This is a genomic window from Lachnoanaerobaculum orale, assembly GCF_003862485.1.
Classification (GTDB): domain Bacteria; phylum Bacillota; class Clostridia; order Lachnospirales; family Lachnospiraceae; genus Lachnoanaerobaculum; species Lachnoanaerobaculum orale.
Window position 1 is genome coordinate 1,592,287 of sequence record NZ_RRCM01000001.1, and the last position, 23,101, is coordinate 1,615,387.

20 protein-coding genes are annotated in these 23,101 nt (G+C 35.8%); 5 read left to right on the top strand and 15 right to left on the bottom strand.

Features of this window, described 5'->3' with window-relative positions:
- Window positions 1-20: 20 nt before the first annotated feature.
- Window positions 21-278 (bottom strand): DUF6110 family protein, encoded by a 258-nt coding sequence (locus EHW90_RS07525; RefSeq protein ID WP_124952228.1) that lies wholly within the window; start codon window positions 276-278, stop codon window positions 21-23.
- Between the two features lie 292 nt (window positions 279-570).
- Between EHW90_RS07525 and EHW90_RS07530 the strand changes: the two genes are divergently transcribed.
- The 4 genes from EHW90_RS07530 to EHW90_RS07545 all read left to right on the top strand — a co-directional run bounded on the left by EHW90_RS07530 (window position 571) and on the right by EHW90_RS07545 (window position 3,438).
- Complete coding sequence (locus EHW90_RS07530; protein WP_124952229.1) at window positions 571-783, top strand: FeoA family protein; 213 nt, start codon at window positions 571-573, stop codon at window positions 781-783.
- A gap of 93 nt (window positions 784-876) precedes the next feature.
- The gene (locus EHW90_RS07535; RefSeq protein ID WP_009446352.1) at window positions 877-1,101 is read left to right on the top strand and encodes a FeoA family protein; all 225 of its coding nucleotides are present in this window, start codon (window positions 877-879) and stop codon (window positions 1,099-1,101) included.
- A 9-nt stretch (window positions 1,102-1,110) separates the two neighbouring features.
- On the top strand, window positions 1,111-3,270 hold the full coding sequence (feoB, locus tag EHW90_RS07540; protein ID WP_124952230.1) for a ferrous iron transport protein B: 2,160 nt from the start codon (window positions 1,111-1,113) through the stop codon (window positions 3,268-3,270).
- A 27-nt stretch (window positions 3,271-3,297) separates the two neighbouring features.
- Window positions 3,298-3,438: a FeoB-associated Cys-rich membrane protein gene (locus EHW90_RS07545; RefSeq protein ID WP_009446349.1), complete on the top strand. Its 141-nt coding sequence runs from the start codon at window positions 3,298-3,300 to the stop codon at window positions 3,436-3,438.
- A 23-nt stretch (window positions 3,439-3,461) separates the two neighbouring features.
- Here EHW90_RS07545 and EHW90_RS07550 read toward each other — a convergent pair whose 3' ends face one another.
- The 14 genes from EHW90_RS07550 to rpmG form a co-directional block, all read right to left on the bottom strand.
- Window positions 3,462-6,071 (bottom strand): translation factor GTPase family protein, encoded by a 2,610-nt coding sequence (locus EHW90_RS07550; RefSeq protein WP_124952231.1) that lies wholly within the window; start codon window positions 6,069-6,071, stop codon window positions 3,462-3,464.
- Between the two features lie 8 nt (window positions 6,072-6,079).
- Window positions 6,080-6,547, bottom strand: coding sequence for a Cys-tRNA(Pro) deacylase (gene ybaK, locus EHW90_RS07555; protein WP_124952232.1), 468 nt, complete (start codon window positions 6,545-6,547; stop codon window positions 6,080-6,082).
- 65 nt (window positions 6,548-6,612) lie between these two features.
- On the bottom strand, window positions 6,613-7,977 hold the full coding sequence (radA, locus tag EHW90_RS07560) for a DNA repair protein RadA (protein WP_124952233.1): 1,365 nt from the start codon (window positions 7,975-7,977) through the stop codon (window positions 6,613-6,615).
- Window positions 7,978-8,031: 54 nt separating this feature from the next.
- A complete protein-coding gene (locus EHW90_RS07565; RefSeq protein ID WP_124952234.1) occupies window positions 8,032-8,442 on the bottom strand; it encodes an endosialidase in 411 nt (136 codons plus the stop codon).
- 138 nt (window positions 8,443-8,580) lie between these two features.
- A complete protein-coding gene (locus tag EHW90_RS07570; RefSeq protein ID WP_124952235.1) occupies window positions 8,581-12,729 on the bottom strand; it encodes a hypothetical protein in 4,149 nt (1,382 codons plus the stop codon).
- Between the two features lie 146 nt (window positions 12,730-12,875).
- Complete coding sequence (locus tag EHW90_RS07575; RefSeq protein WP_124952236.1) at window positions 12,876-13,982, bottom strand: hypothetical protein; 1,107 nt, start codon at window positions 13,980-13,982, stop codon at window positions 12,876-12,878.
- A 277-nt stretch (window positions 13,983-14,259) separates the two neighbouring features.
- Window positions 14,260-15,672 carry a restriction endonuclease subunit S gene (locus tag EHW90_RS07580; RefSeq protein WP_124952237.1) on the bottom strand — a complete coding sequence of 471 codons (1,413 nt, stop codon included), beginning with the start codon at window positions 15,670-15,672 and terminating at the stop codon, window positions 14,260-14,262.
- Window positions 15,669-17,189, bottom strand: coding sequence for a class I SAM-dependent DNA methyltransferase (locus EHW90_RS07585; RefSeq protein WP_124952238.1), 1,521 nt, complete (start codon window positions 17,187-17,189; stop codon window positions 15,669-15,671). The genes EHW90_RS07580 and EHW90_RS07585 overlap by 4 nt, the downstream gene beginning before the upstream one ends.
- Before the next feature lie 2 nt (window positions 17,190-17,191).
- Window positions 17,192-19,519: an EcoAI/FtnUII family type I restriction enzme subunit R gene (gene hsdR, locus EHW90_RS07590; RefSeq protein WP_124952239.1), complete on the bottom strand. Its 2,328-nt coding sequence runs from the start codon at window positions 19,517-19,519 to the stop codon at window positions 17,192-17,194.
- Between the two features lie 126 nt (window positions 19,520-19,645).
- Window positions 19,646-20,341, bottom strand: a complete 696-nt coding sequence (gene rplA / locus EHW90_RS07595; protein ID WP_060931728.1) for a 50S ribosomal protein L1 — start codon at window positions 20,339-20,341, stop codon at window positions 19,646-19,648.
- A gap of 17 nt (window positions 20,342-20,358) precedes the next feature.
- Window positions 20,359-20,784, bottom strand: coding sequence for a 50S ribosomal protein L11 (gene rplK, locus EHW90_RS07600; RefSeq protein ID WP_060931729.1), 426 nt, complete (start codon window positions 20,782-20,784; stop codon window positions 20,359-20,361).
- Between the two features lie 80 nt (window positions 20,785-20,864).
- Complete coding sequence (gene nusG / locus EHW90_RS07605) at window positions 20,865-21,398, bottom strand: transcription termination/antitermination protein NusG (protein ID WP_009446338.1); 534 nt, start codon at window positions 21,396-21,398, stop codon at window positions 20,865-20,867.
- Window positions 21,399-21,406: 8 nt separating this feature from the next.
- A complete protein-coding gene (gene secE / locus EHW90_RS07610) occupies window positions 21,407-21,604 on the bottom strand; it encodes a preprotein translocase subunit SecE (protein WP_009446337.1) in 198 nt (65 codons plus the stop codon).
- A gap of 8 nt (window positions 21,605-21,612) precedes the next feature.
- Complete coding sequence (gene rpmG, locus EHW90_RS07615; protein WP_008751059.1) at window positions 21,613-21,762, bottom strand: 50S ribosomal protein L33; 150 nt, start codon at window positions 21,760-21,762, stop codon at window positions 21,613-21,615.
- A gap of 214 nt (window positions 21,763-21,976) precedes the next feature.
- On the opposite strand from rpmG, the gene EHW90_RS07620 reads away from it, so the two are divergent.
- A complete protein-coding gene (locus tag EHW90_RS07620; RefSeq protein ID WP_124952240.1) occupies window positions 21,977-23,065 on the top strand; it encodes a PTS transporter subunit IIC in 1,089 nt (362 codons plus the stop codon).
- Window positions 23,066-23,101 lie beyond the last annotated feature (36 nt).

Sequence of the window (23,101 nt, forward strand, 5' to 3'; positions counted from 1 at the left end):
ACTATATTTTCTTAAAAGTATTACTCTTCGATGTTAGCTTCTTCTTCTTTTGCTGCACGCTCTTCGTTGATGTCCTTAGCCTCAGCTAAAATATCGCTTGCATTCTCCTGAACACATGAAACTGTATCCATTACACATTCCTTCATACGAAGTACTGCCGCTGTTCCCTGTGCATAAGCTTTCTTTGCATCCTTGCTTGAAAGCAACTTAATTCCTGCTGTTCCGAAAAATGTACCTGCTGCGAATAAACCTATCTTCTTCCAATTGATTAATAACATATCATACCTCCTGTTAGTGTTCACTAATATTAACAATTTTATTTTGTAAAATTTACTACGCAGATAATATATCATAAAGGAAGGTTCTTGTAAATAGTAAATAGACGGAAAATTGGCCTTTTACCCGCTAATATTGTACTTTTTTAAGTACTTTTTAGTTAGTTTTCTCTAATAGTCAGTTAATTCAGTAAGTATTCTCTAACTTTTTCTTAAAAAACTCTTGCATTAAATGTTAGCGTATGCTAACCTATAGAATGTATTTTGACATAAAGAAAAGGAGGGGTTGGGTTATATGATGCCTTTACTTATGGCTAACTTAGGCGAAGAATACACGATAAAGCAGATCAACGGACGTGAGAAGGACAAAACCTTTTTGGCGACTCTCGGATTTGTTATTGACGGTAAGATTTCTGTTGTAAATGCCATGTCGGGAAACTTGATAGTAAACGTTAAGGATTCCAGAGTTGCAATCAGCAAAGAACTTGCTTCAAAGATTATGGTCTAGTTAGTTTTTGTAATGTAAATATTTTATTTACACAGCAATGGAATTTCCATTATTACGTTTTGAGATTACTTCATATTACAGAAAGGAGAACGAATGGATACTTTAAGAGATGTAAAAATCGGCGAAACTGTAACTGTTGCCAAAGTTCATGGTGAAGGTCCTATAAAGAGAAGAATCATGGACATGGGAGTTACAAAGGGTACAAGCATACATGTACGTAAGGTAGCACCTCTTGGTGACCCTATCGAGGTTACTGTAAGAGGTTATGAGCTTTCTATCAGAAAAGCTGACGCGGAAAATATTGAAATCACCAGATAAGGAGCTAATATGGCAATCAGAATTGCACTTACCGGAAACCCTAATACCGGTAAAACTACATTATTTAATGCCCTGACAGGTTCCAACCAGACTGTCGGTAACTGGCCGGGTGTTACAGTTGAAAAAAAGGAAGGTAAGTTAAAGGGACATACAGATGTAATTATCACAGACCTTCCGGGTATTTATTCTCTTTCTCCATATACATTGGAAGAAGTTGTAGCCAGAAATTATATTCTCAATGAAAAGCCAGACGCTGTGCTGAATATAATTGACGGTACAAACCTTGAGAGAAACTTGTATCTTACTTCACAGGTTACCGAGCTGGGTGTTCCTGTGGTTATTGCAGTCAACATGCTTGATGTACTTGAAAAGAGCGGAAACAAGCTTGACCTTGATAAAATGAGTGAAAGTCTCGGATGTCCTGTTGTAGAGATTTCCGCACTTAAGGGTACAGGAATTATGGAAGCAGCTGAAAAGGCTATCTCTCTTGCAAAGTCAAAGACTCTTCCGAAAGAGCAGCATGTATTTGACAAAAACGTAGAGTCCGCTGTAAAAGATATCATTGATCTTTTGCCGGGTAATGTACCTGATCTTCAAAAGAGATGGTACGGAATCAAACTTTTCCAAAGAGATGCAAAAGCTGTTGAACAGCTTAACATATCGGATGACACACTTAATAAGATTGAAAAGATAATTACAACTTGTGAAGATGCTATGGATGATGAAGCCGAGAGTATTATCACATCCGAGAGATATAACTATATCTCAAATGTAATTGCAAGCTTCTACAAAGTAAAGAACAAGGACTATGTAAGTATTTCAGATAGGATTGATAAGATCGTTACAAACAGAATCTTAGGTCTTCCAATATTTGCAGCCATCATGTTCCTTGTTTACTATATTTCTATTACCACTATCGGTACAGGAATGACCGACTGGGTAAATGATGAATTGATCGCAAACATTATACAGCCGGGCATTCAAGGCTTTTTAGAGTCTGTGGGTGCTGCCGAGTGGCTTGTAGGACTTATTGTAAACGGTATCGTAGCCGGTGTAGGTGCCGTTCTCGGTTTCCTTCCTCAGATGCTTACACTGTTCTTCTTCCTTGCTATCTTGGAAGGTTGCGGATATATGGCAAGAATCGCCTTCGTTATGGACAGAGTATTCAGAAGATTCGGTCTTTCAGGTAAGAGCTTTATCCCGATTCTTATCGGTACAGGTTGCGGTGTTCCTGGAATTATGGCTTCAAGAACTATTGAAAGTGAACATGACAGAAGAATGACGGTTATTACAACCACATTTATTCCATGTTCTGCAAAGCTTCCTGTTATAGCACTTATATCAGGTGCATTGTTTGATAACTCCCCGTGGGTTGCTTCATCAGCTTACTTTGTAGGTATTGCCGCTATTGTCGTCTCAGGTATCATGCTTAAGAAGACCAAGATGTTTTCAGGTGATCCTTCACCGTTCGTTATAGAGCTTCCTGCATACCATATACCTACGGCAGGTTCTGTAATCAGATCAATGGCTGAGAGAGGAACAAGCTTTGTTAAAAAAGCAGGTACAGTCATCACTCTTGCCACTATACTTGTTTGGTTCCTAAGCTACTTCGGCTTTGTAAACGGTGCTTTCACATACCTTACAGAGGAACAGATGGATGTATCGTTACTTGCACATATCGGTAATACTTTTGCCTGGATTTTTGCTCCTCTCGGTTGGGGTACTTGGAAACCGGCAGTTGCAGCCATCACAGGACTTATGGCAAAAGAGAATGTCGTAGGTACATTCGGTATTCTATACCATGTTTCAAATTTTGATAAAGATACAGGTGAGGGTATCTGGCAACTTCTTAGAGCTGACTACACTCCTCTAACGGCTTACTCATACCTCATATTCAACCTTCTGTGTGCTCCTTGTATTGCAGCGATGAGTGCTATCAGAAGAGAGATGAGCAGTGTAAAATGGTTCTGGACTGCTGTAGGATATCAATGTGGGTTTGCATATATAGTCGGAATGATTATATATCAGATAGGATCACTTATAATTACAGGTAAGTTCGGTATCGGTACAATATTCGGATTTATCGGTATTATTGCTATTATTTATGGTCTTGTACGTAAGCCTTATGAAGAGAGACATCCTGAACAAAAGGCTGACGCAAGAGCATAGTTGTTTTACTAAAGAAAGGAGATCACTATGGTAGCAACAGTTATTATTTCAGCTGTATTGGTCGGTGTAGTAGGTCTTATTGTAAGAACTATATACAATGATAAGAAAAACGGAAAGTCATCCTGTGGAGGTGGCTGTGGCGGTTGTTCAGGCAGCTGTCATCACTAAAAAATTAAGAGTCGCAGCAAAAGCTACGGCTCTTTTTTATTTCCAAGTCTTATATCTTCTATTTGCTGTTTTAACTCACCTTCAAGCGAATCAAAAAGTCTGTTGCTTACACTTTGTTTTTCTATATGTTCTTTTCTGAAGTTTTCTTTTGTCTCTTCAAGGTCATATAAGAACTCTCTTGCAGATATAAGTATAGCCCCCTTGCCTCTTATTATTATCTGCTCAATACCGTCTGAAGTTGCTACAGTCACATCATATTTTTTTATCATCTCATGTGTGGTCTTTTCAATATACTGGTCCGCTGTTTCGGCAGTCTTTGTATATACAACATATACTCCTGAAAAATTAAGTATCTCCGTAACATGATTTTTCAGTCTGTATGCATCAAAAACAAGTATTATCTCATAGTCCTTATACGCCTTATAGTCAATCAAAAGTTCCAAAAGCCTGTCTCTTGCCGCATCAATATTTGTATCCGCAAGTTCACTGAGTGACTTTGATGCAAATATGACATTGTAACCGTCTACCAGCAGATAGTGTTTTTTCTTTTCTCTTTCCTTGTATACATACTCCCTTTCAGGTGTCTTCTTAACAGGCGCATCCCAGTCTCCTATCCTCGGAGTGACCTTACCGTATGTCCTCTCAAAAATTGCCATCAGCTCTTCACTGTCAGCCTTGCTTGCATCATAGGTGGAACGAACGGTTTCTATTTTCTCCTCTTCTTTTACAAATTCAAATCTCTTAAGCGGTATATGCATATAGTTAAATACCTCATTCCAAGGCACTATGAAGCTCTCGCCATGTGAAGCAAACACCGAATCCGGAGTATTTTTAACATCAAACTCCGGATAATAATTACATTTTTCAATAATCTCATCCGCATTGTGGCATAGTAAAAAGCCTCTGAGACTGAATGCAATCCGTCCAAGTCCTTTAGTATATGATAAAAGCGTACTTCCGTAGTTTTGAATATTGACGGTAGGCGCAAATCCTGTTACGTGAAGAACTTCAACGCCTTCATAGCTTATCTCCTCGGCATTCATATTGTTTAAATCGTTTAAGAGTCTGCCGAGGTTTTCTATAGGAAGATTTATTTCAAAGTCATAGTACGGCTCAAGCAGTATTGATTTTGCATACATCAGCCCGTGTCTTACAGACCTGTGTACGGCTTCAAGAAAATCTCCACCCTCGGTATGCTTTTCATGTGCTCTGCCTGCCACCAAAGTAAGCACTACATCTGTAAGCTCACTTCCTGTAAGTACACCCTTAAACTTTGAGTTTTCAACGATATTTCTTACCTGACTTTGGTAGTTCTTTGGCAGCTCATCGTCAGATACATCATTTTTATATACTATACCGCTGCCCCTCTCACCTTGTGATATCAGTATATGCACCTCCGCATAGTGCTTCATAGGCTCAAAATGCCCTACTCCCTCTACACTTCCCGCTATACTCTCTTTATAGATAATACCTCCGTCCACAAGCTCACAGCTTATCTGAAGCCTTTCATTTATCAGATTCTTTATAAGGTCTATCTGAACTTCACCCATCAGATTTACTTTTATTTTTGAAAGTTCTTCATCATATTCCATCTTTATTTCAGGCACTTCATCAAATATCTGAATAAGCTTGGGATATATCTGATTTATACTTATATCCTTGGGAAATATCATATTGTAGCTGAGTACAGGCAAAAGCTTTTGTAGCGGTCTTTTTATATCTCCGAAAGTATCACCTGCATGTGACTTTGTAAGACCTGTCACCGCCACAATATCTCCGGAATTTGCCATATCAACCGCTACATATTTATCACCGTCATATACCCTTATCTGATTTATCTTTTCGTCATTTAGAGTATCCTTGACATGCAGGCTTCCTCCCATAAGCTTTATAAATGAAAGTCTGTTGCCGCTCTCATCATATTTTATCTTATATATTATTCCCGAAAGCGCCTCAGGATAAGACTTTTCATCTATATAATTATCTATAAATTCAAGTATTTCTTCTATATTTATAAGCTTAAGAGCCGAACCGAAGATAACGGGAAAGACCTTAGCTTTTTGTATACATTCTTTTATATCTTTCTTTGTTATCTTCTCTCCGTCGACGAATTTTTCTATCAGTCTTTCATCACAGGATGCCACTTCTTCCTCAAGTATCTTTTCATCTTCCGAAAAGTCTACTATATTTTTTGATAACGACTTTTTTAAGCCTTCCATTACCTTATCTTTATCAAACTTGTCACTGTCAATTTTATTTACAAAGATAAGTACAGGTATATTTGCCTCCTTCAAAAGTTTAAAGAGCGTATGCGAATGTGACTGCACGCCTTCACTTCCGCTTATAACAAGGATTGCCATATCAAGTACGGATATACATCTTTCCATCTCCGCGCTAAAATCAATATGCCCCGGAGTATCTATTATATTTATATCCTTATCTCCTATCTTAGTCCTTGCCGTCTTTGAAAAGATTGTAATACCTCTTTTCCTCTCATATTCATCATTATCAAGGAAGCTGTCGCCAAAATCCACTCTGCCGACTTTTCTAAGTTTCCCTGTCTTATAAAGTATGGCTTCTATCAATGTAGTCTTTCCGGCATCTACATGTGCCAATATACCAACATTTATCATACCTTCACCTATGTAAGCGGTGCAAAGCTTAAAGGAACAAACTTTTCCAAATCTTTCGGAGACATCTCCACCTGATATCCTATCTTTCCGCCGCTAAATATTATATTCTCATATTCACCTGCTGTCTCATCCAGTACTGTCGTAAACCTCTTTTTCATTCCTATAGGAGAACATCCGCCATGCACATAGCCTGTAAGCGGCAAAAGATCCTTAGACTTAAGCATTTCAATAGACTTCTCACCTACAGCCTTTGCAGCCTCCTTTAGATTCAGTTCCTTTGCAACCGGTATTACAAAGACATAGTTTGCCTTAGATTTGCCCACAGTCACCAAAGTCTTGAATACTCTGTTTTCATCCTGACCCAGTAACTTGGCCACTTCAACACCGTTTGTAGACGGAGTATCCACATATGAATAGTGATTATATTTTATCTTTTTTTGATCTAAAAGTCGCATTACATTGGTTTTCTCATCCATATTTCTCTCTTTTCTATATCAATAAATATTCTGCCTTATCGGCTTACATTATCTTTATATCTCTCTCAGCTAAGCAATGAAACCGCTTCGTTTATATTGCTTACACCTATCAACTTAATATTTCCCTTAAATGAAATCTTTTCAAGGCTTACCTTAGGCAGTATACATACTTCAAATCCAAGCTTCATCGCCTCTCTTATCCTTATCTCAGGCATACTCACCGCTCTGACCTCACCTGAAAGACCCACCTCTCCGAATATTACGGTTTTCTCATCTATTGCCCTGTTTTTCATACTTGAAATAAGCGACATTATGATGGATAGGTCAAGTGCAGGCTCATTTATTTTGAGTCCGCCCGCTATATTTATATAGGCATCATATCTGCTCATTGCAAGTGCACACCTTTTTTCTATAACCGCCATCAAAAGATTGATTCTGTTCACATCCGTACCTGTAGATGTCCTTCTGGGAAGTCCGAAAGCTGTAGGCACGACCAAGGCCTGTACCTCTACCAAAATAGGTCTGCTGCCCTCCATAAGGCAGGCTACAGCCGCTCCGGTAGCATTCTTAGGTCTGCCTGAGAGCATAAACTCTGAAGGATTTTTTACCTCTATAAGTCCTTCCTGTTGCATCTCAAACACTCCTATTTCATTGGTGGAGCCGAACCTGTTCTTTACCGCACGAAGTATTCTGTATGAGGCAAACCTGTCACCTTCAAAGTAGAGTACTGTATCCACCATATGCTCTAAAACCCTCGGACCTGCGACCTGTCCTTCTTTGGTCACGTGACCTACTATAAATATGGCAATATTATTTTCCTTAGCCACCTGCATAAGCAGATTGGTTGATTCCCTTACCTGACTTACACTTCCGGGTGCAGACGCCACCTCCTCATTAAACATGGTCTGTATTGAGTCAATTACCACCACATCAGGCTTCTCACTAAGTACGGTCTCTTTTATAATATTCAGATTTGTCTCACAAAGAAAGCTTAAGTTTTCAGTGATATCACCGATTCTCTTTGCCCTCATCTTTATCTGCTTAAGGCTCTCCTCTCCTGAGATATACAGGACATCTTTTTTACTGTCCGAGATATTCTTACAAACCTGTAAAAGCAGTGTGGACTTTCCTATTCCCGGGTCTCCGCCTACCAACACAAGTGAGCCTCTTACCACTCCGCCTCCAAGCACTCTGTCAAGTTCCTCGAATCCTGTGTGGAACCTGTCTTCTTCTTCCAGCTGTATTTCAGAAAGTCTTGAAGGCTTTTTGTAGGTATTACTTGACAATCCTTTTGCAACAGTCTTTGTCTTTACTACAGGTTCTTCTATAAGGCTGTTCCATGCCTTACACATAGGACATTGCCCAAGCCACTTCGGCGACTCATAGCCGCATTCCTTACAAAAGAACGCACTTTTACTTGCTTTTGCCATAAAAACCTTTCTATTTAAAAAAGGGGCATCTTCTTAACCGGATGCCCCATGTAACTATCTTTTTTTGATTAAAACCTTTGTGCTCTTTTCGCTTAGCTCTACACTGAATATAAGTTTACCTGACAGATTCGTCTTCATACCTCCTATGCTGACACCGTCGATATATACTTCATATTCAGTATCTTCTTCCAACCCGATGGTAATCTGAGTATCTCCAAAACCGTATATTTCAAATGTAGTCAAATTTGGGGTAGTCTCGAATCCCATTACTGTACTTCCCGGAACCGACTCATATACAAATGCTGAATTCTTCTCAAGTTTTGTAATCTCTTTATAAGTCTTCACCTTGTATACATCTCCATCATGTCCAAAATCTTCTACTTTTGATTTTGTACCAAGAATATAATTGCCAAAACTAAGTTTACCATCTGCCTCTTTGCAAATCAAACTCTCTACTACCGGCATATTAACCTCCCACCAAGCTATGTTGTTTTTGTATGAATAGTATACAACATTTGTAAACTCCAAACAAGTATATTATTGAGAATGGATATGTGAATTCTATAACATAAATTTTCTTCTATAAGTGCTACACCAAATAAGTCAATCTCTCTCTACTTTCATACCACTTAACCTAATTGCTTTAGCCATTTCTGTTTCATCTTTTGTATCATCTTGAATATTATCGATATTCATTGTTATACGCCAAATATTACAATTTCTAGCACTATCAAACTTTTTACCTATAACTTTACAATCCTCAATCAGACTTCCTACATCCGGACGATTATCTGAAGAGTACCGTCCTGCTAATTCACTTATATGAATACTTCCAACCTCAGAGAACCCAACAATTTTTACTTGAGTATAATATTCGAGATTTCTAATAACCTCACATTTTACAGTAATTCCCGGTTCAATTTCTCTTTTATACTCAACTACTTCATCATTTCCCGGTAATTTAATAGAGCTATTATATGCCCTTGGTCCATCGTAACTAAATCCAATTCCAAAATTTACTCTTTGTCCGATATTTATTTTACTGATTTCACCCTTAGTCGCTGAAGGATTAAAATATACTTCAATCCCCTTCCAATCAATATATGCATGACTTTCATTGACATAGTTATTACTGATTCTACCTGTCAATGGACGCAATATACTTGACATTTCATCTTCCGGTATAGCATCTTTCCTATTTCTATTGTTTGTTAACAGTGCGTTAATTCCTTCACCATTCTTTGAAAGCCAATGCCTCGGTATCGTACGATTATATAAGGTTGCTGATTTTTGTTTTAGCTCTCTTAGCAACTTTGGTAAATCGCCTTCAGCCAATGTACTTCCATTAATACTTCTAATACACTTTATAACAAATCTATAGTAGTGTGCATCTACCGAGTCAGTAATACTGATCCACTGATTTAGTTTAAGAATCGCATCATCCATCAATTCATCTTGATCTTTTACCTCAAGTCTTTTAACTGCATCAAACCAAATCCTTATATTTCCGACATGTTGCTTATCCTCTGATATATTATCATACATAAGATCAACCACTTTTTTAAAATATTCTTTTTTTGATTCGAAATCAGAAGTACTATCGGCAGCCTTTAAATATGATCTGGCAAGAATTCTTCTTGCTTGTGCACAGTTTCTGTTATTAGAATTACTTATATACTTGGTCCAGATTTCAATACTTCCTTCTACAGATGACGTAAGTGTTTTAATTCTTTCCTCTATACCATCTAAATCTTCATATACTGAATCTGAAGCCAACTGTTTCAGTTCTTCCCAGACAGTTTCCGCTCTATCGACATATTGCATAGCCCATATACCATTTTCAGAAGAAATGTACTCTTCAAAGTTTTCCATCCCTTCAAGTAAATTCTTTGCAAGGTTTGCAATCTGAATACATAAGTTAATCTCTGAAACATGCCCCGCTACACCAACATTGCTATCTCTAACCATCTCAAAGTACTTAAACGCTTGTTCTGCATCTTCCTGTATTTTTTCTTTATATATCGAAATATCATACTGAGGATCCTCTCTAATGCTATGTAACACATCCTTAATATACATATTTGTTATTCTCGAGGAGTATCCCATTGCTTTCATATGATAAAGTAGTGGATCCACATGCCCATTTTCTATTTGTGACATTTCTATTGCTGCATTAATATTTTTGAATCCTAATTCGTAATTTTTGTCAATATAGAAATAAAATCTTGCAAGATGTGCCGTAAAATGTGGTTCTTCTGGATACACTTTAACCAATTTTTTAAATATATTTACAATTGCATCTTTTGAAGGATCATAATTCCCATCATAATTTATACGATGTTCTTCTCTTAATTTTGTTATAAGAGGAGAAAAAACAGGCTTTTCAGAATTAACATCCGTCTTTCTACTTATAAATAGGCTTCTCAATAGTCTCAATGTATTCTGATTAATTGTATAAATATTGCTCCTAGAATCTTCAATGAAATTAAGTATATAATCAACAAGATTTAAGAATACAATTTCTTCTGACTCACGTCCGTTCGAAAGTTGTCTAAGAATCTCTTCACCGAACAAATTATAACGTATCCTTATAGTTTCTTTTTCAGATACTTTTTCAATACGAACAAGTTCATTAATTCCAGGGGCTTCTTCCAATAAGAACTTATCCACTGATTTATCGTAGAATAAATCCATAAAATATTGTTTATCAATTGCCACATTCGCATAATCTGCTATAGATAATGCAAACAGTATTTTTTTTAATTGATCATTCATTCCTTCAATAAACCTTGCTATAAATGGTTTTATACCTTTGAATTCCTTATCAAATGCATACATAGCTAATATAAATGGCAGTCTATCATTTCCATTTAATTTCAAAACCTGTTTCTCAAACTCTTCTTTAGCCTCTTGATTTGGTAAGAAGTCAATCAGCTTACTTTTCATTTGTTCAGCTTCGCTTGCTCTAAACTCATTAATAACTGTATAATTACTTCCTCCATTAGTATTTATTCCTCTAATTTTTCTCTGAAAATAGCAAATAACAAAAGCAAAACCCTTCAGCTTAAGATCTATTTGAAGATTTTTCACTTCCTCAATATCTATTTCATTATTATCTGCAAAGATCAAAACCGGCATATGTGTCAAATCATAAATTTTTTGTAAGTTATTACTAGTATGCTCATTCAAACGATTCAGAATCAATGTTGGACAAACATCTCTAAACTCCCATGCCAGTCGTCGCATCATGGTGGTCCCACCAATTCCGGGAATATAGTATACTTTTCTTAACAATCTTGCTCTATCTTCCAAGTCTTGTCCTATTTTATTTTCAATCATTTTTTTATCATGTTGAATAATATCAAATTGCTCTCTTAATCCATACCAACTTATATGCTGTATTCCTTTATAAAAAAAACTTCTGTCACACTTCCTGGAATCAAGTTTGTCCTCATGATCAACATCAATATATACAGTTTCAAAAGAATCTTTTAATTCTGTAGCAAAATTTTCATCAATGCTAACTTTTTTTCTATTTTCTGCTGGTAATTCATATTTAACCATACTTTCAATAAACTGACTATCTTGATTGTATACACATAAATTATCAGCAAATTCCTCAAATTTAAGTTTAGATAATTTAAAATTCTCATAATCAATATAATTAAGCTCCCTATCTGCAGATAGCAAACAAAAATCTATCTCTTCACCACCATCATATATATCATTAAAGGCATCTACTATTCTCATAAGATTTTTTTCATCTTCAATTGTATATATAAAAGCTTTTACAGGCTTTGTATACTCTTTATGATATTCTTCTAGAAGTGTAGTAAGGTACCTTCCATGGGCAGTACCCCATTTTTTAGGATCTACCACCGTTTCTGGTTTATCTGAAGTTCCATTTGCCATTACCCAGTATGGTGCAGGTGATGAAACAAACTTTTTTCTTGCATTAGTTTTATCTAAAGTACAAATTCTCGGCATGACTCCTCTTATTTTAAAATATTCCTTAGCCAAACCATCTATATCACTATCAGGATCCATATCTATAACTAGATCCCATTTAAGTGAAAACAGCCCTTTTAGATTAATTGTTCCAACTTTTTTTGTTATTAATACATATGAATATGTAGAATTAAAATCAGAAGTATTCTCTAATAGTTCATACCACTCCTTCCCTTCACCGTAAATCGAGTCATCTATAAACTCTAGTTTGGCATCAGAATCTATATAACTATTTATTATTTTTCTAATTTCTCCCAATACTTCTTTATATTTACTAGGATTAGGAATAGTTCGATCATGCTTAGGCCTGTTATTAACCTCTTTAGCATTACTTAAAATCTTTTGACAGTCAATTCCATTAGAAGACACACTAGGTGATGCCAAACTTTTTAATTCATCTAAAAGTATCTTTATTGTAGCCTTTCTTGAACTAAGTCTTCCAACCTTGTGTTCCCTTTCATGTTTTGTAATTTCACCAGACTTAAGCTTTTCATCATACCTTTTGTACAAATAGTTTTTTAATGCCCATTCACAACATGTATAGAGGTCTGTACCTGCATCTCGTAACTTTTTAGATGCCAAGTCCTCATCTCCACCACTCAGCACATCACAAAATCGCTTATACTCTATTACACTTTTGTTAAATTGATCAATCACAGCTTTTTTATCCCTGTAATTAATACCATTTGTACTAAGTATAAACTGATTATATTTTTCAGCTTTCCTTTTTACACTTTTTTTCATAATAAATCACCTTTCTATTCATTTCATTTTATTAACTAGTATTTATGTTATATATATATTATACTTCGTATCTATTAATATATAAATACTATACAGTATTACTTTATTCGCATTCAGAGCCTTATTATGAATAATTTAGGTTAATATCATTTTATCTTTTTTAATTGATTAACATCATATGACCTTTTCTGATAGGCCAGCAAATACCATATTGAACTATCCCCTGACTTTGAACCATTGTCTATAAGTTGTTTTGCTTTCTCTGGTAACTTATCGTAAACCCCCTTAGCACTTAGAAGCTGTTTTAATTCTCTATAATATTCATTTACAATTTTTCCTGTTTTATCATTAGACTTTTTCAGCGCTATACGATTAGAATTTGAAAAGATGGTTTTCCATTGGCCTTTGTATTGTTTGTACTTGATTTTATTATGTTCAAAATTATTATTAATTTCATCATATATTTTATTATATTTTCCACCATTGATAACTACAATAGATTTGTTAGTCATTCTATTAAGAATATCATTTAAATGAGTCTCAATACTCTTTAGAAAGTTTGATGAAGTTAAAAAATTACTAAAAATCACCAACTCATACTTATCGTTCCCTGAATATTCTTTAATGTTATAATGTTTACCATGATGAAAAGGAACATGATATTTTTTTCCCTCTTTAAGTGCAATTTCTGTAAATCTATGTAGAAAATTCCTGAATGAATTACTATTTTCAACATAGTCAGATTTAATCTCTAATCTTATATCTTTATGTTGTTTAAGCCAATCATAAAAGTCCGAAAATGCCAAAAGAGCCGGTGCAGGTCCTGTTCCTACATCTAATATTCTAACAGTATAATCAAATTTGTTATTATATTGTTTTTTAGTTAAATTACTCATAATATAATGTTCTTTTGTCTCTAATAATTTTAATTGCATATATTGAAAACGATGATATCTTTCCAGCAAATGGAGCATTACATAAGCCATTACAATCTCTCTATTATTATAGTTAACTTTATTGCAACTGGTTATAACTTTCTCAAATATTTGAAATTCTTTCATATCAGAAAAATCAAGTCCAAAACAATCTTTCGGTTCTCGAAAAATCTTTATTAAAAGATTTTTTAAAAACTTTATATCTTTCAACTGTTGACTTTTTAATTTTTTTAATAATATTTTTTTATTTCTATCCTTAATGATGCTTCGTATATTCTTTAATATTTTTATTTTAAGAATATAATTAATAAATTTCATAATTAACACATTCCTCACATATATTGTTACTATTAATCATTTTCAATTTCTCAAGTTGTGGTGCTAGAATTATCTAATACATATTTAACGTATAATACCTTATATAGGTGTTATTTATAAGCATTTCTTTATAATAACTAGAATTTACATTATTTAAATATTTTGAAAACTCTAAATTCTAAACTATATTAAAGCCTACATCTATTTAAATAACCTAATTACAGTTAAATATTTAATTCTACGAGATATTATCAATAATATATAAATATCTACTTATCTATAGTTGTTTAATTATATTAATATATTGTAGTAGTTCTTCAACCCTCGAAACAATACGCTGTTGCTCTATAATTGGCGGAAGAGGTATAAGCATTTTTGATAATGTCTGTCCATTGCAATTTGGCTGTGCAGTAGAAATTGTACCAGCTCTTAACTGATTCCAATACAAATTTGTCTGCATAAAGTAATATAAATACAATGGATTTAGCATATTGCTATACCTCGTCCTTATAAGGTATCCTGCGTAAATAGATTCTTCCAATATATCTCTTACAATATAAGATTTTCCAACAGTACCTCCTGTTCTTGCAAATAAAATATCATTTTCAGCCAGTTTATATTTATCTATATCTTTTTCATCTATATCACAAAATGGCACATTATCCCAATTTATCATTCCATTTTGTATATCTGTTATACGTACCATTTTTATTCTTCCATTTGTTTTTGCCGGTGCATTATAACCATATTGGATAGAAAATGATAGTTCACCCCATCTCGTCCACTTCCAACTATCCGGTATATCAAATGGTATTTCATCATCATTTATTTCAGGCAGAACCTTTTCTTTTTTTATCTTCCCCTCTTTTATCAGTCTTTGTTTCTCAGCCTGTATCTTCTTATACAGTTCCTCTCCTGTTCCTTCCTCAGCTCTTTGTTCCACAAGTTTACCTTGAATAGCATACTCTAAAATAGACTTTTTCATATTATCAGGAAATCCGGCATTAAGCTTTTCGAGTTTTTCATAATTTAACGCATATTTTTCTACATATGGAAAAAGTTCTTCTATTTTATTAACTATACGTTTTTGTTCCTCTAGTGGTGGTATCGGTAGTGGATAGTTAAATAGCAACTCTTTATTTAGATGTGGTATTGCTGCCCCCTTTTTATTTTCTCTGAGTTCCTTTCTTTTATACTCAAGAAAGTTAATTATATATTTTCTATCCATGGATTCTGGTATCGATAATATTTTGAACGTACTACCCAAATATCCTTCTTCCTTCAATTCAAATACTTCTCCGGAATTTTCTCCATCTACTAAAATGACATTTGTACCTTTAGACACATACTCCCCTTCACAATGTATTTTGGGCGATATATTCCCCCTAAGGTATCTTGCCTCAAGATATTTATACTGAATATTCTCTTTTTTTTCTCCTTTTGATAGTTGTATAATATTTCCAAGCCTTACCCATTTCCAACTCTCTGGTATATCAAAAGGAGCCTCTTCTTCACTTATATCAGGCAGTATCTTTTCTTTTTTTATCTTTCCATCTTTTATCAGTCTTTGTTTCTCAACCAGTATCTTCCTATAAAGTTCCTCTCCTGTTCCTTCCTCAGCTCTTTGTTCTACCAACTTTCCCTGTATTGCATACTGTAAGATACTTGATTTTAATTGCTCCGGTGTCATTCTATGATACCTCCAGGTAATAATGCTTCCAACTTGGCAAGTACTTTATCTATCTCTGCATTCAATGTAGCTCTCTTTTCTTGGTATTCTCTTATTGTATCTAGTGGATCAAGTACTTCTTCTTCTTCATGTGTGTATCCACATAGATCCAGGTTACATCCCTGTTCATTAACCAGAAAATCTGTGCTAAACTCTTGTGCCTTGAAATTTTCTCCATCCGGAATACTTTTTCGATCACTCCACCATTCAACACATTCATCAAAGTGTTTGAGTTCCATAGGCTTTGTCTTTGAAAAATGCTTTCTATCTGACGGAATATTTATTCTATAGAACCAAGTTTTACCAATTGATTCCTTATTATCAAAGAAAAGCAAATTCGTTGAAATAGAAGTATATGGGCTAAATACTGAATTTGGCAGTCTCACAATAGTATGCAAGTTAAATTCGTTTAATAATTTCTTTTTAATATTTACTTTCGTATTATCCAAACCAAACAAGAATCCATCCGGTACAACCACCGCTGCTCTACCGTTTTTCTTTAAACGATACATAATAACTGACATAAACAGGTCGGCTGTTTCAGAACTTGCCAAATCGTCAGGAAAGAACCCTTGAATAGATTTATCTTCATGTCCACCATACGGTGGATTCATCAGTATAACATCAAATTTATCATCATCTGTATAGTCAAGCAGATTATATTTAAGTGAATTAGTATGATAAATATTTGGTGTCTCTATATCATGCAATAGCATGTTTGTCACACATAATAAGTATGGAAACGGCTTTTTCTCAATACCATAAATACTGCTGTCAAGCATCCTTTTATCTAAAGTATCATTTACCTGTTCTGATAATACATTAAGCCATGATGTTATAAATCCGCCCGTTCCACAGGCAAAATCCGCCATTTTTTCACCAAGCTTAGGCTGTATCATTCTTGCCATAAAATCAGTTACTGCTCTAGGCGTATAGAATTCACCTGATGAGCCTGCAGACTGCAACTCCCTCAAAATTTCCTCATACACAAATCCAAAAGCATGACTTTCCTTTACATCATCAAACTCAATCTCGTCAATAATATCTATCACCTGACGTAAATATACTCCATCTTTCATATAGTTATTGGCATCTTCAAACGTGGAATATACAATTGCCTTTTTCATAGGTGTATCAGGTGTAACTCTGATTCCGCTGTACATTATCGTATCTCCATCTTTTACATCATTACCCTTTAACACCGGAAACAATTTATTATTGACAAAATCAAGTAGTGTATCTCCTGTCATAGCATGACCGCTACTATCCGCTTTTGCCCAATTTCTCCACCTCAAATCTTCAGGTATTATCGACTTGTAATTATCTTCACTTACCTCCCAATCATCTTCCTTTGAATCATATGCTTTTAAGAAAAGTATCCATACCATTTGCTCAATTCTTTGAGCATCTCCATTGATACCTGCATCCATACGCATAATATCTCTTATTCTTTTTATAAACCCCGACTTCATCGCCATATTTAAACCACCTCAACCTCATATATATTTTCTTCAAGTTCTTTTAATGCTGCTTCATAACCTGACTTACCACCAAACAACTTTACAATTTTTGCCGGCTTACCGATATTTTCAAAATCTGATAAAGATAATACCTTAATGTCCTCAACATCTGTAATACCTTGATTCATATATCTATCAAGCAATATATTGAGCACCTCCTGTGCATCAGATGAATACTTGCTAAAGAAATCCCTCTTTTTCACATTATTTGCTCTCTCTTTTCTTGTCAACGGCTTCTTTCCATACGCCACATAACAGATAAAATCGAAATCATCTACATCTTCCATTTCTTGGTCTTTCTTTAATACCTTTATGTCAACACCTTTTTCCAAAAATAATTCTTCAATAGTTCTTTTTTTATCTGAATCTTTCCACTTTTTAATAAAGTCAGATAACGAAGCATATTCACCCTTTATATTTGTCCTTGTGTAGTCAATAATATCTTCCTGTCTTAGCAATTTGCCATCCGGATTGTACACTGAAACTATTCTGTTTATAATTTTTACATTACAACCTTTGTCATTGACAACCGGACGTAATACATTGTATTTTCCTTCCTCTTTTATTACTCTATTATTTTTTGTTGTAGTACTTCCCTTTTGAAAGCCTTCATCTTGTTCAATAGGACCATCCCATTCAGGATCTGCAAACAACTTTGTTACATTTCTAAAATCCATTACAACAAAATGCGTTTTGCCTTCTTTTTCTCTTATACGAGTTCCACGACCTATAATCTGCTTAAACGTAGTCATACTTTCAATCATCTTATCAAGTACTATAAGCTTAGTCATTTTACAGTCTGCACCTGTTGAAAGTAATTCGGAAGTTGTTGCGATAACCGGATACTTACTTGACACAGAAATAAAATAGTCAAGTTTGGACTTTCCATATACATCTGAACCGGTTATTCTGACACAGTAATCAGAATTTTCTTTTATTAAATCCTTGTTTAGATTATTTAAAGCTATCCTCATACGCTCGGCATGTTCCTCAGATGCACAAAATACTATTGTCTTTTGCATTCTATCAGTACTTTTTAAATATTCCGTTATTTCCTCAGCTACAGCTCTGATTCTATCTTCTATTACTATATTGTAATCATAGTCTCTATTATTATAGATTCTGTCTTCTATAAGATTACCTTCAATATCTACCTGACCTTTTCTAGGTCTCCAACCCTCACCTATATTAGTTGTTATATTAATAACCTTAAACGGTGCAAGAAATCCGTCTTCAATTCCTTGCTTTAAGCTGTAGATATAAACAGGTTCCCCAAAATAATCAATATTAGAAATTTTTTCACTTTCCTTTGGTGTTGCTGTCATTCCTATCTGAGTTGCATCATAAAAATATTCAAGTACTTTTCTCCAATTGCTGTCTTCTTTGGCACTTCCACGATGACATTCGTCAACTATAATAAGATCAAAGTAGTCTTTAGGTATTTGTCTAAAATTCTCCTCATCATTTTGACCAACCATTTGATGATATAGTGCAAAATTAACTTCATGTGACACAATTTTCCTAAGGCATTCTTTATCTGAAAAATTCACTTTGTAAATTGTCTTTTCAAGAGGTGCGAAATCTTGTAATATACTTTGATCCACAAGAATATTTCTATCTGCCAGATATAAAACTCTTTTCCTTAGTCCTGAACGAAGTAGTCGATATACTATTTGAAAAGCTGTGTATGTCTTTCCTGTACCTGTAGCCATTACAATTAAAAGCCTTTGCTGACCTCTTGCGATTGCTTCTACAGTTCTATTTATAGCATTTCTCTGATAATATCTAGGTGGAAATGTCGTTTGTGACGAATAATAAGGTTGTGATACAATCTTTTTTTCATTATCGGACATTCCCTTTCCATCATTTGTCTCACTATAATATCTGGCTATAAGCTCTTCCTGAGTCGGAAATTTATCAAGTTCAATTCTTTTTTCTTCGCCAGTCAAAAAATCATGTTCAAAAAATGCATCACCGTTTGAAGAGTATGCAAATGGAATATCCATCATCTTAGCATATTCCATTGCCTGCTGTAATCCATATGATACAGGATATTTATTGGATTTTGCTTCCACAACTGCTATAGGTTTACCGTCATTAAGATATAGAACATAGTCAGCAAATTTTGCACTGCTCCTATTCGTGATATTTCCACTAACATTTATTCTGCCATCAGTAATCTTATTTTCCATACCAATATGATTTTCCCAACCGTTCACAATGGCAGGAGTAATATAATACAATTTAATTTCTTCCTCGGTCATTTTCTGTTTGTCAACTGTAGTCATAGCATCACACCCCTCAGTTAATAAGTACTTCTATTATACTATATGTATTAAGAATTGCACAATAAAAAACTGCCGCACACTCTTTACGAGTATGCGGCAGTCTGCGCGTCTTTATTATATTGGCTTTTAGCCTACAAGCTTAGCAACATTGAGTCTGATTCCGGGACCCATTGTTGAAGTTAAAACGATGTTCTTAATGTATGCACCCTTAACTGTGCTTGGCTTAGCCTTGTTGATAGCATCCATGATGCTCTGGAAGTTCTCTAAAAGCTGCTGCTCACTGAATGAAGCCTTTCCTACAGGTACGTGAACCAAGTTTGTCTTATCAAGACGATACTCTACTTTACCTGCTTTGATGTCTGCAATAGCCTTTGTAACATCCATTGTAACTGTACCTGCCTTAGGGTTCGGCATAAGTCCCTTAGGTCCGAGTACCTTACCGAGACGTCCTACAACGCCCATCATATCAGGTGTTGCAACGATAACGTCAAAATCCAACCAACCGTCGTTCTGGATCTTCGGAATAAGCTCCTCAGCTCCTACATAGTCAGCTCCGGCTGCTAAAGCTTCATCTGCCTTAGGTCCCTTTGCAAAAACTAAGATTTTAACAGTCTTACCTGTTCCGTGTGGCAGAACTACCGCACCACGAATCTGCTGGTCTGCATGACGTCCGTCAAGACCTGTTCTTATATGTAATTCTATTGTTTCATCGAACTTAGCTACTGCTGTTTTCTTAAGTATAGCTACTGCCTCGTTTGCATCATATTGTACGCTACGATCAACTAATTTGGCAGCTTCAACATATCTTTTTCCGTGTTTCATGTATATTACCTCCTAAATTAGTCTTCTACTGTGATACCCATTGAACGGGCTGTACCTGCTATCATAGAGATAGCTGCGTCAATACTTGCTGCGTTTAAGTCAGGCATCTTAAGCTCTGCTATTTCCTGAAGCTGAGCTCTTGTGATCTTAGCTACCTTTGTCTTGTTAGGTACGCCTGATCCTGAAGCTATTTTACATGCCTTCTTAAGTAAAACTGCAGCCGGTGGAGTCTTAGTTATGAAACTAAAGCTTCTATCTGCATAAACTGTGATAACTACAGGGATGATCAAATCTCCCTGATCTGCTGTTCTTGCATTAAACTGCTTTGTAAACTCAACTATATTTACACCATGCTGTCCAAGAGCCGGACCGACAGGTGGAGCCGGTGTTGCTTTACCTGCAGGTATCTGCAATTTTATATATCCTGTAACTTTCTTTGCCATATGGCACCTCCTTGTGGTAATTTCGGGAACTTCCCTCCCACGCATTTAAAATGCATTATGTAATAACGGCTTATGCCGGATTACACCTTCTTTACTTCTGTGAACTCAAGCTCTACTTTTGTCTCTCGTCCAAACATTTCTACATTGATAGAAACAGTCTTTCTTTTTTCGTTGACAGCGGTAATCACTCCCACGGTATCCTTCCATGCTCCGCTGATGACTGTAACCATATCGCCTTCCTTGAGGTCAACCTCAAGCCTTGCTTCCGGCTTTGTGGCATTGCCGCTGTAGCCGAGTGCTACAAGCTCATCTTCGGTGAGTGGTACCGGCTTGCTTCCCGGACCTACGAAACCTGTAACGCCTCTGGTATTTCTTACGACATACCAGGTTTCATCATTCATATACATATGAATAAGGACATATCCCGGGAAAAGTTTCTTATCTGACGATTTTTCGACACCATTTTTCACTTCAAGTATGGTTTCCATAGGAACCGTAACTTCGAGTATCTGGTCTTGAAGCCCACGATTCTCAATTGTTTTTTCAATATCTACTTTTACTTTATTCTCATAGCCTGAATAAGTATGGGCTACGAACCATTGTGCTTCTGCCATATTATCACCTATTTGATAACAAAGTTTAGTAATAGTTTGAAGATAAAGTCCAGTATTGATATTATAATACCGATAGCTATAGATGATGAAATAACAGCAATAGTCTCTCTTACAATATCATCCTTAGTTGGCCATACTATCTTTTTAAACTCTGTCTTTATACCTTTCAAAAAGTCAGATATCTTTCCGCTTTTTCCTTCAGCCATAAATACTCCTATTTTGTTTCCTTATGCACTGTATGAGTTCTACAGAACTTACAATACTTTTTGATTTCCATACGGTCAGGATGATTTTTCTTATCCTTAGTCGTATTATAGTTTCTCTGCTTGCACTCTGTACAAGCAAGTGTTATCTTTGTACGCACAATTCCACCTCCATTGTTCGAATTAGACTTGAAAATCCAAAAAAAAAGGACTTTGCATCCTTTAATCTTTCACATTCTAGCACAATAACTTATTTTCGTCAAGCACTATTTTTCTTGTCACTTTTGTAAATACGGTATAAATTCGGCTTGACAAACCACTGTAAAGTTTTAGAATTGTACCGGAAGTAAACATAATTTAATGGAGGCGTTCATTATGGAAAAGCTAAAGTTATTTCTTAAGCGAAAGGATGTCGTTATCTCGGCAAAAAGATATGGTATCGACGCTTTGGGAGCTATGGCACAGGGACTGTTTTGTTCACTTTTAATAGGTACTATTATCAATACTGTAGGAAAGCAGTTTAATATAGGCTTTCTTACCGGCACAGTGGCTACCATTGCAGGAGTTGACTATACTGTAGGTTCTCTTGCAAGTGCCATGAGCGGACCTGCAATGGCTGTAGCAATCGGCTATGCACTTGCCACTCCGCCGCTTGTACTGTTTTCACTGATTACTGTAGGTTTTGCATCAAATGCGCTTGGAGGTGCAGGAGGACCGCTTGCCGTACTTTTTGTAGCAATAATAGCTTCTGAAGCAGGTAAAATGGTGTCAAAAGAAACCAAAATAGATATACTGGTCACTCCGCTTGTCACTATCTCGGTCGGAATACTTTTATCCGCACTGCTTGCACCGACTCTCGGAAAGGCCGCTATGAAGCTTGGTACAGTCATCATGTGGGCTACAAGCCTTCAACCTTTCCTTATGGGAATACTGGTCTCACTCCTTGTAGGTGTGGCACTTACACTTCCTATTTCATCGGCTGCCATTTGTGCCGCACTCGGACTTACAGGACTTGCAGGCGGTGCCGCTTTGGCAGGCTGCTGTGCCCAGATGGTAGGCTTTGCAATTATCTCATTCCCTGAAAACAAGTGGGGAGGACTTATCTCACAAGGTATCGGTACATCCATGCTTCAGATGGGCAATATTGTAAAGAATCCGAGAGTCTGGATAGCGCCATGTATCACATCCATGATTACGGGACCTATAGCAACCTGCATATTCAAGTTACAAATGAACGGTGCCGCAGTATCATCCGGTATGGGTACCTGCGGTCTTGTAGGTCAAATCGGAGTGTATACAGGTTGGGTAAATGATGTAACAAGCGGTGCCAAATCCGCTATAACTTCATTTGACTGGATCGGACTTATTATGATATCCTTTATCCTACCTGCAGTTATCACACCTGTTATTCATATGTTTGTAAGAAAAGCGGGACTTGTAAAGGACGGAGATTTGAAACTCTAAAGAAAAAAGCAGCTTAATGATTATCTCACTAAGCTG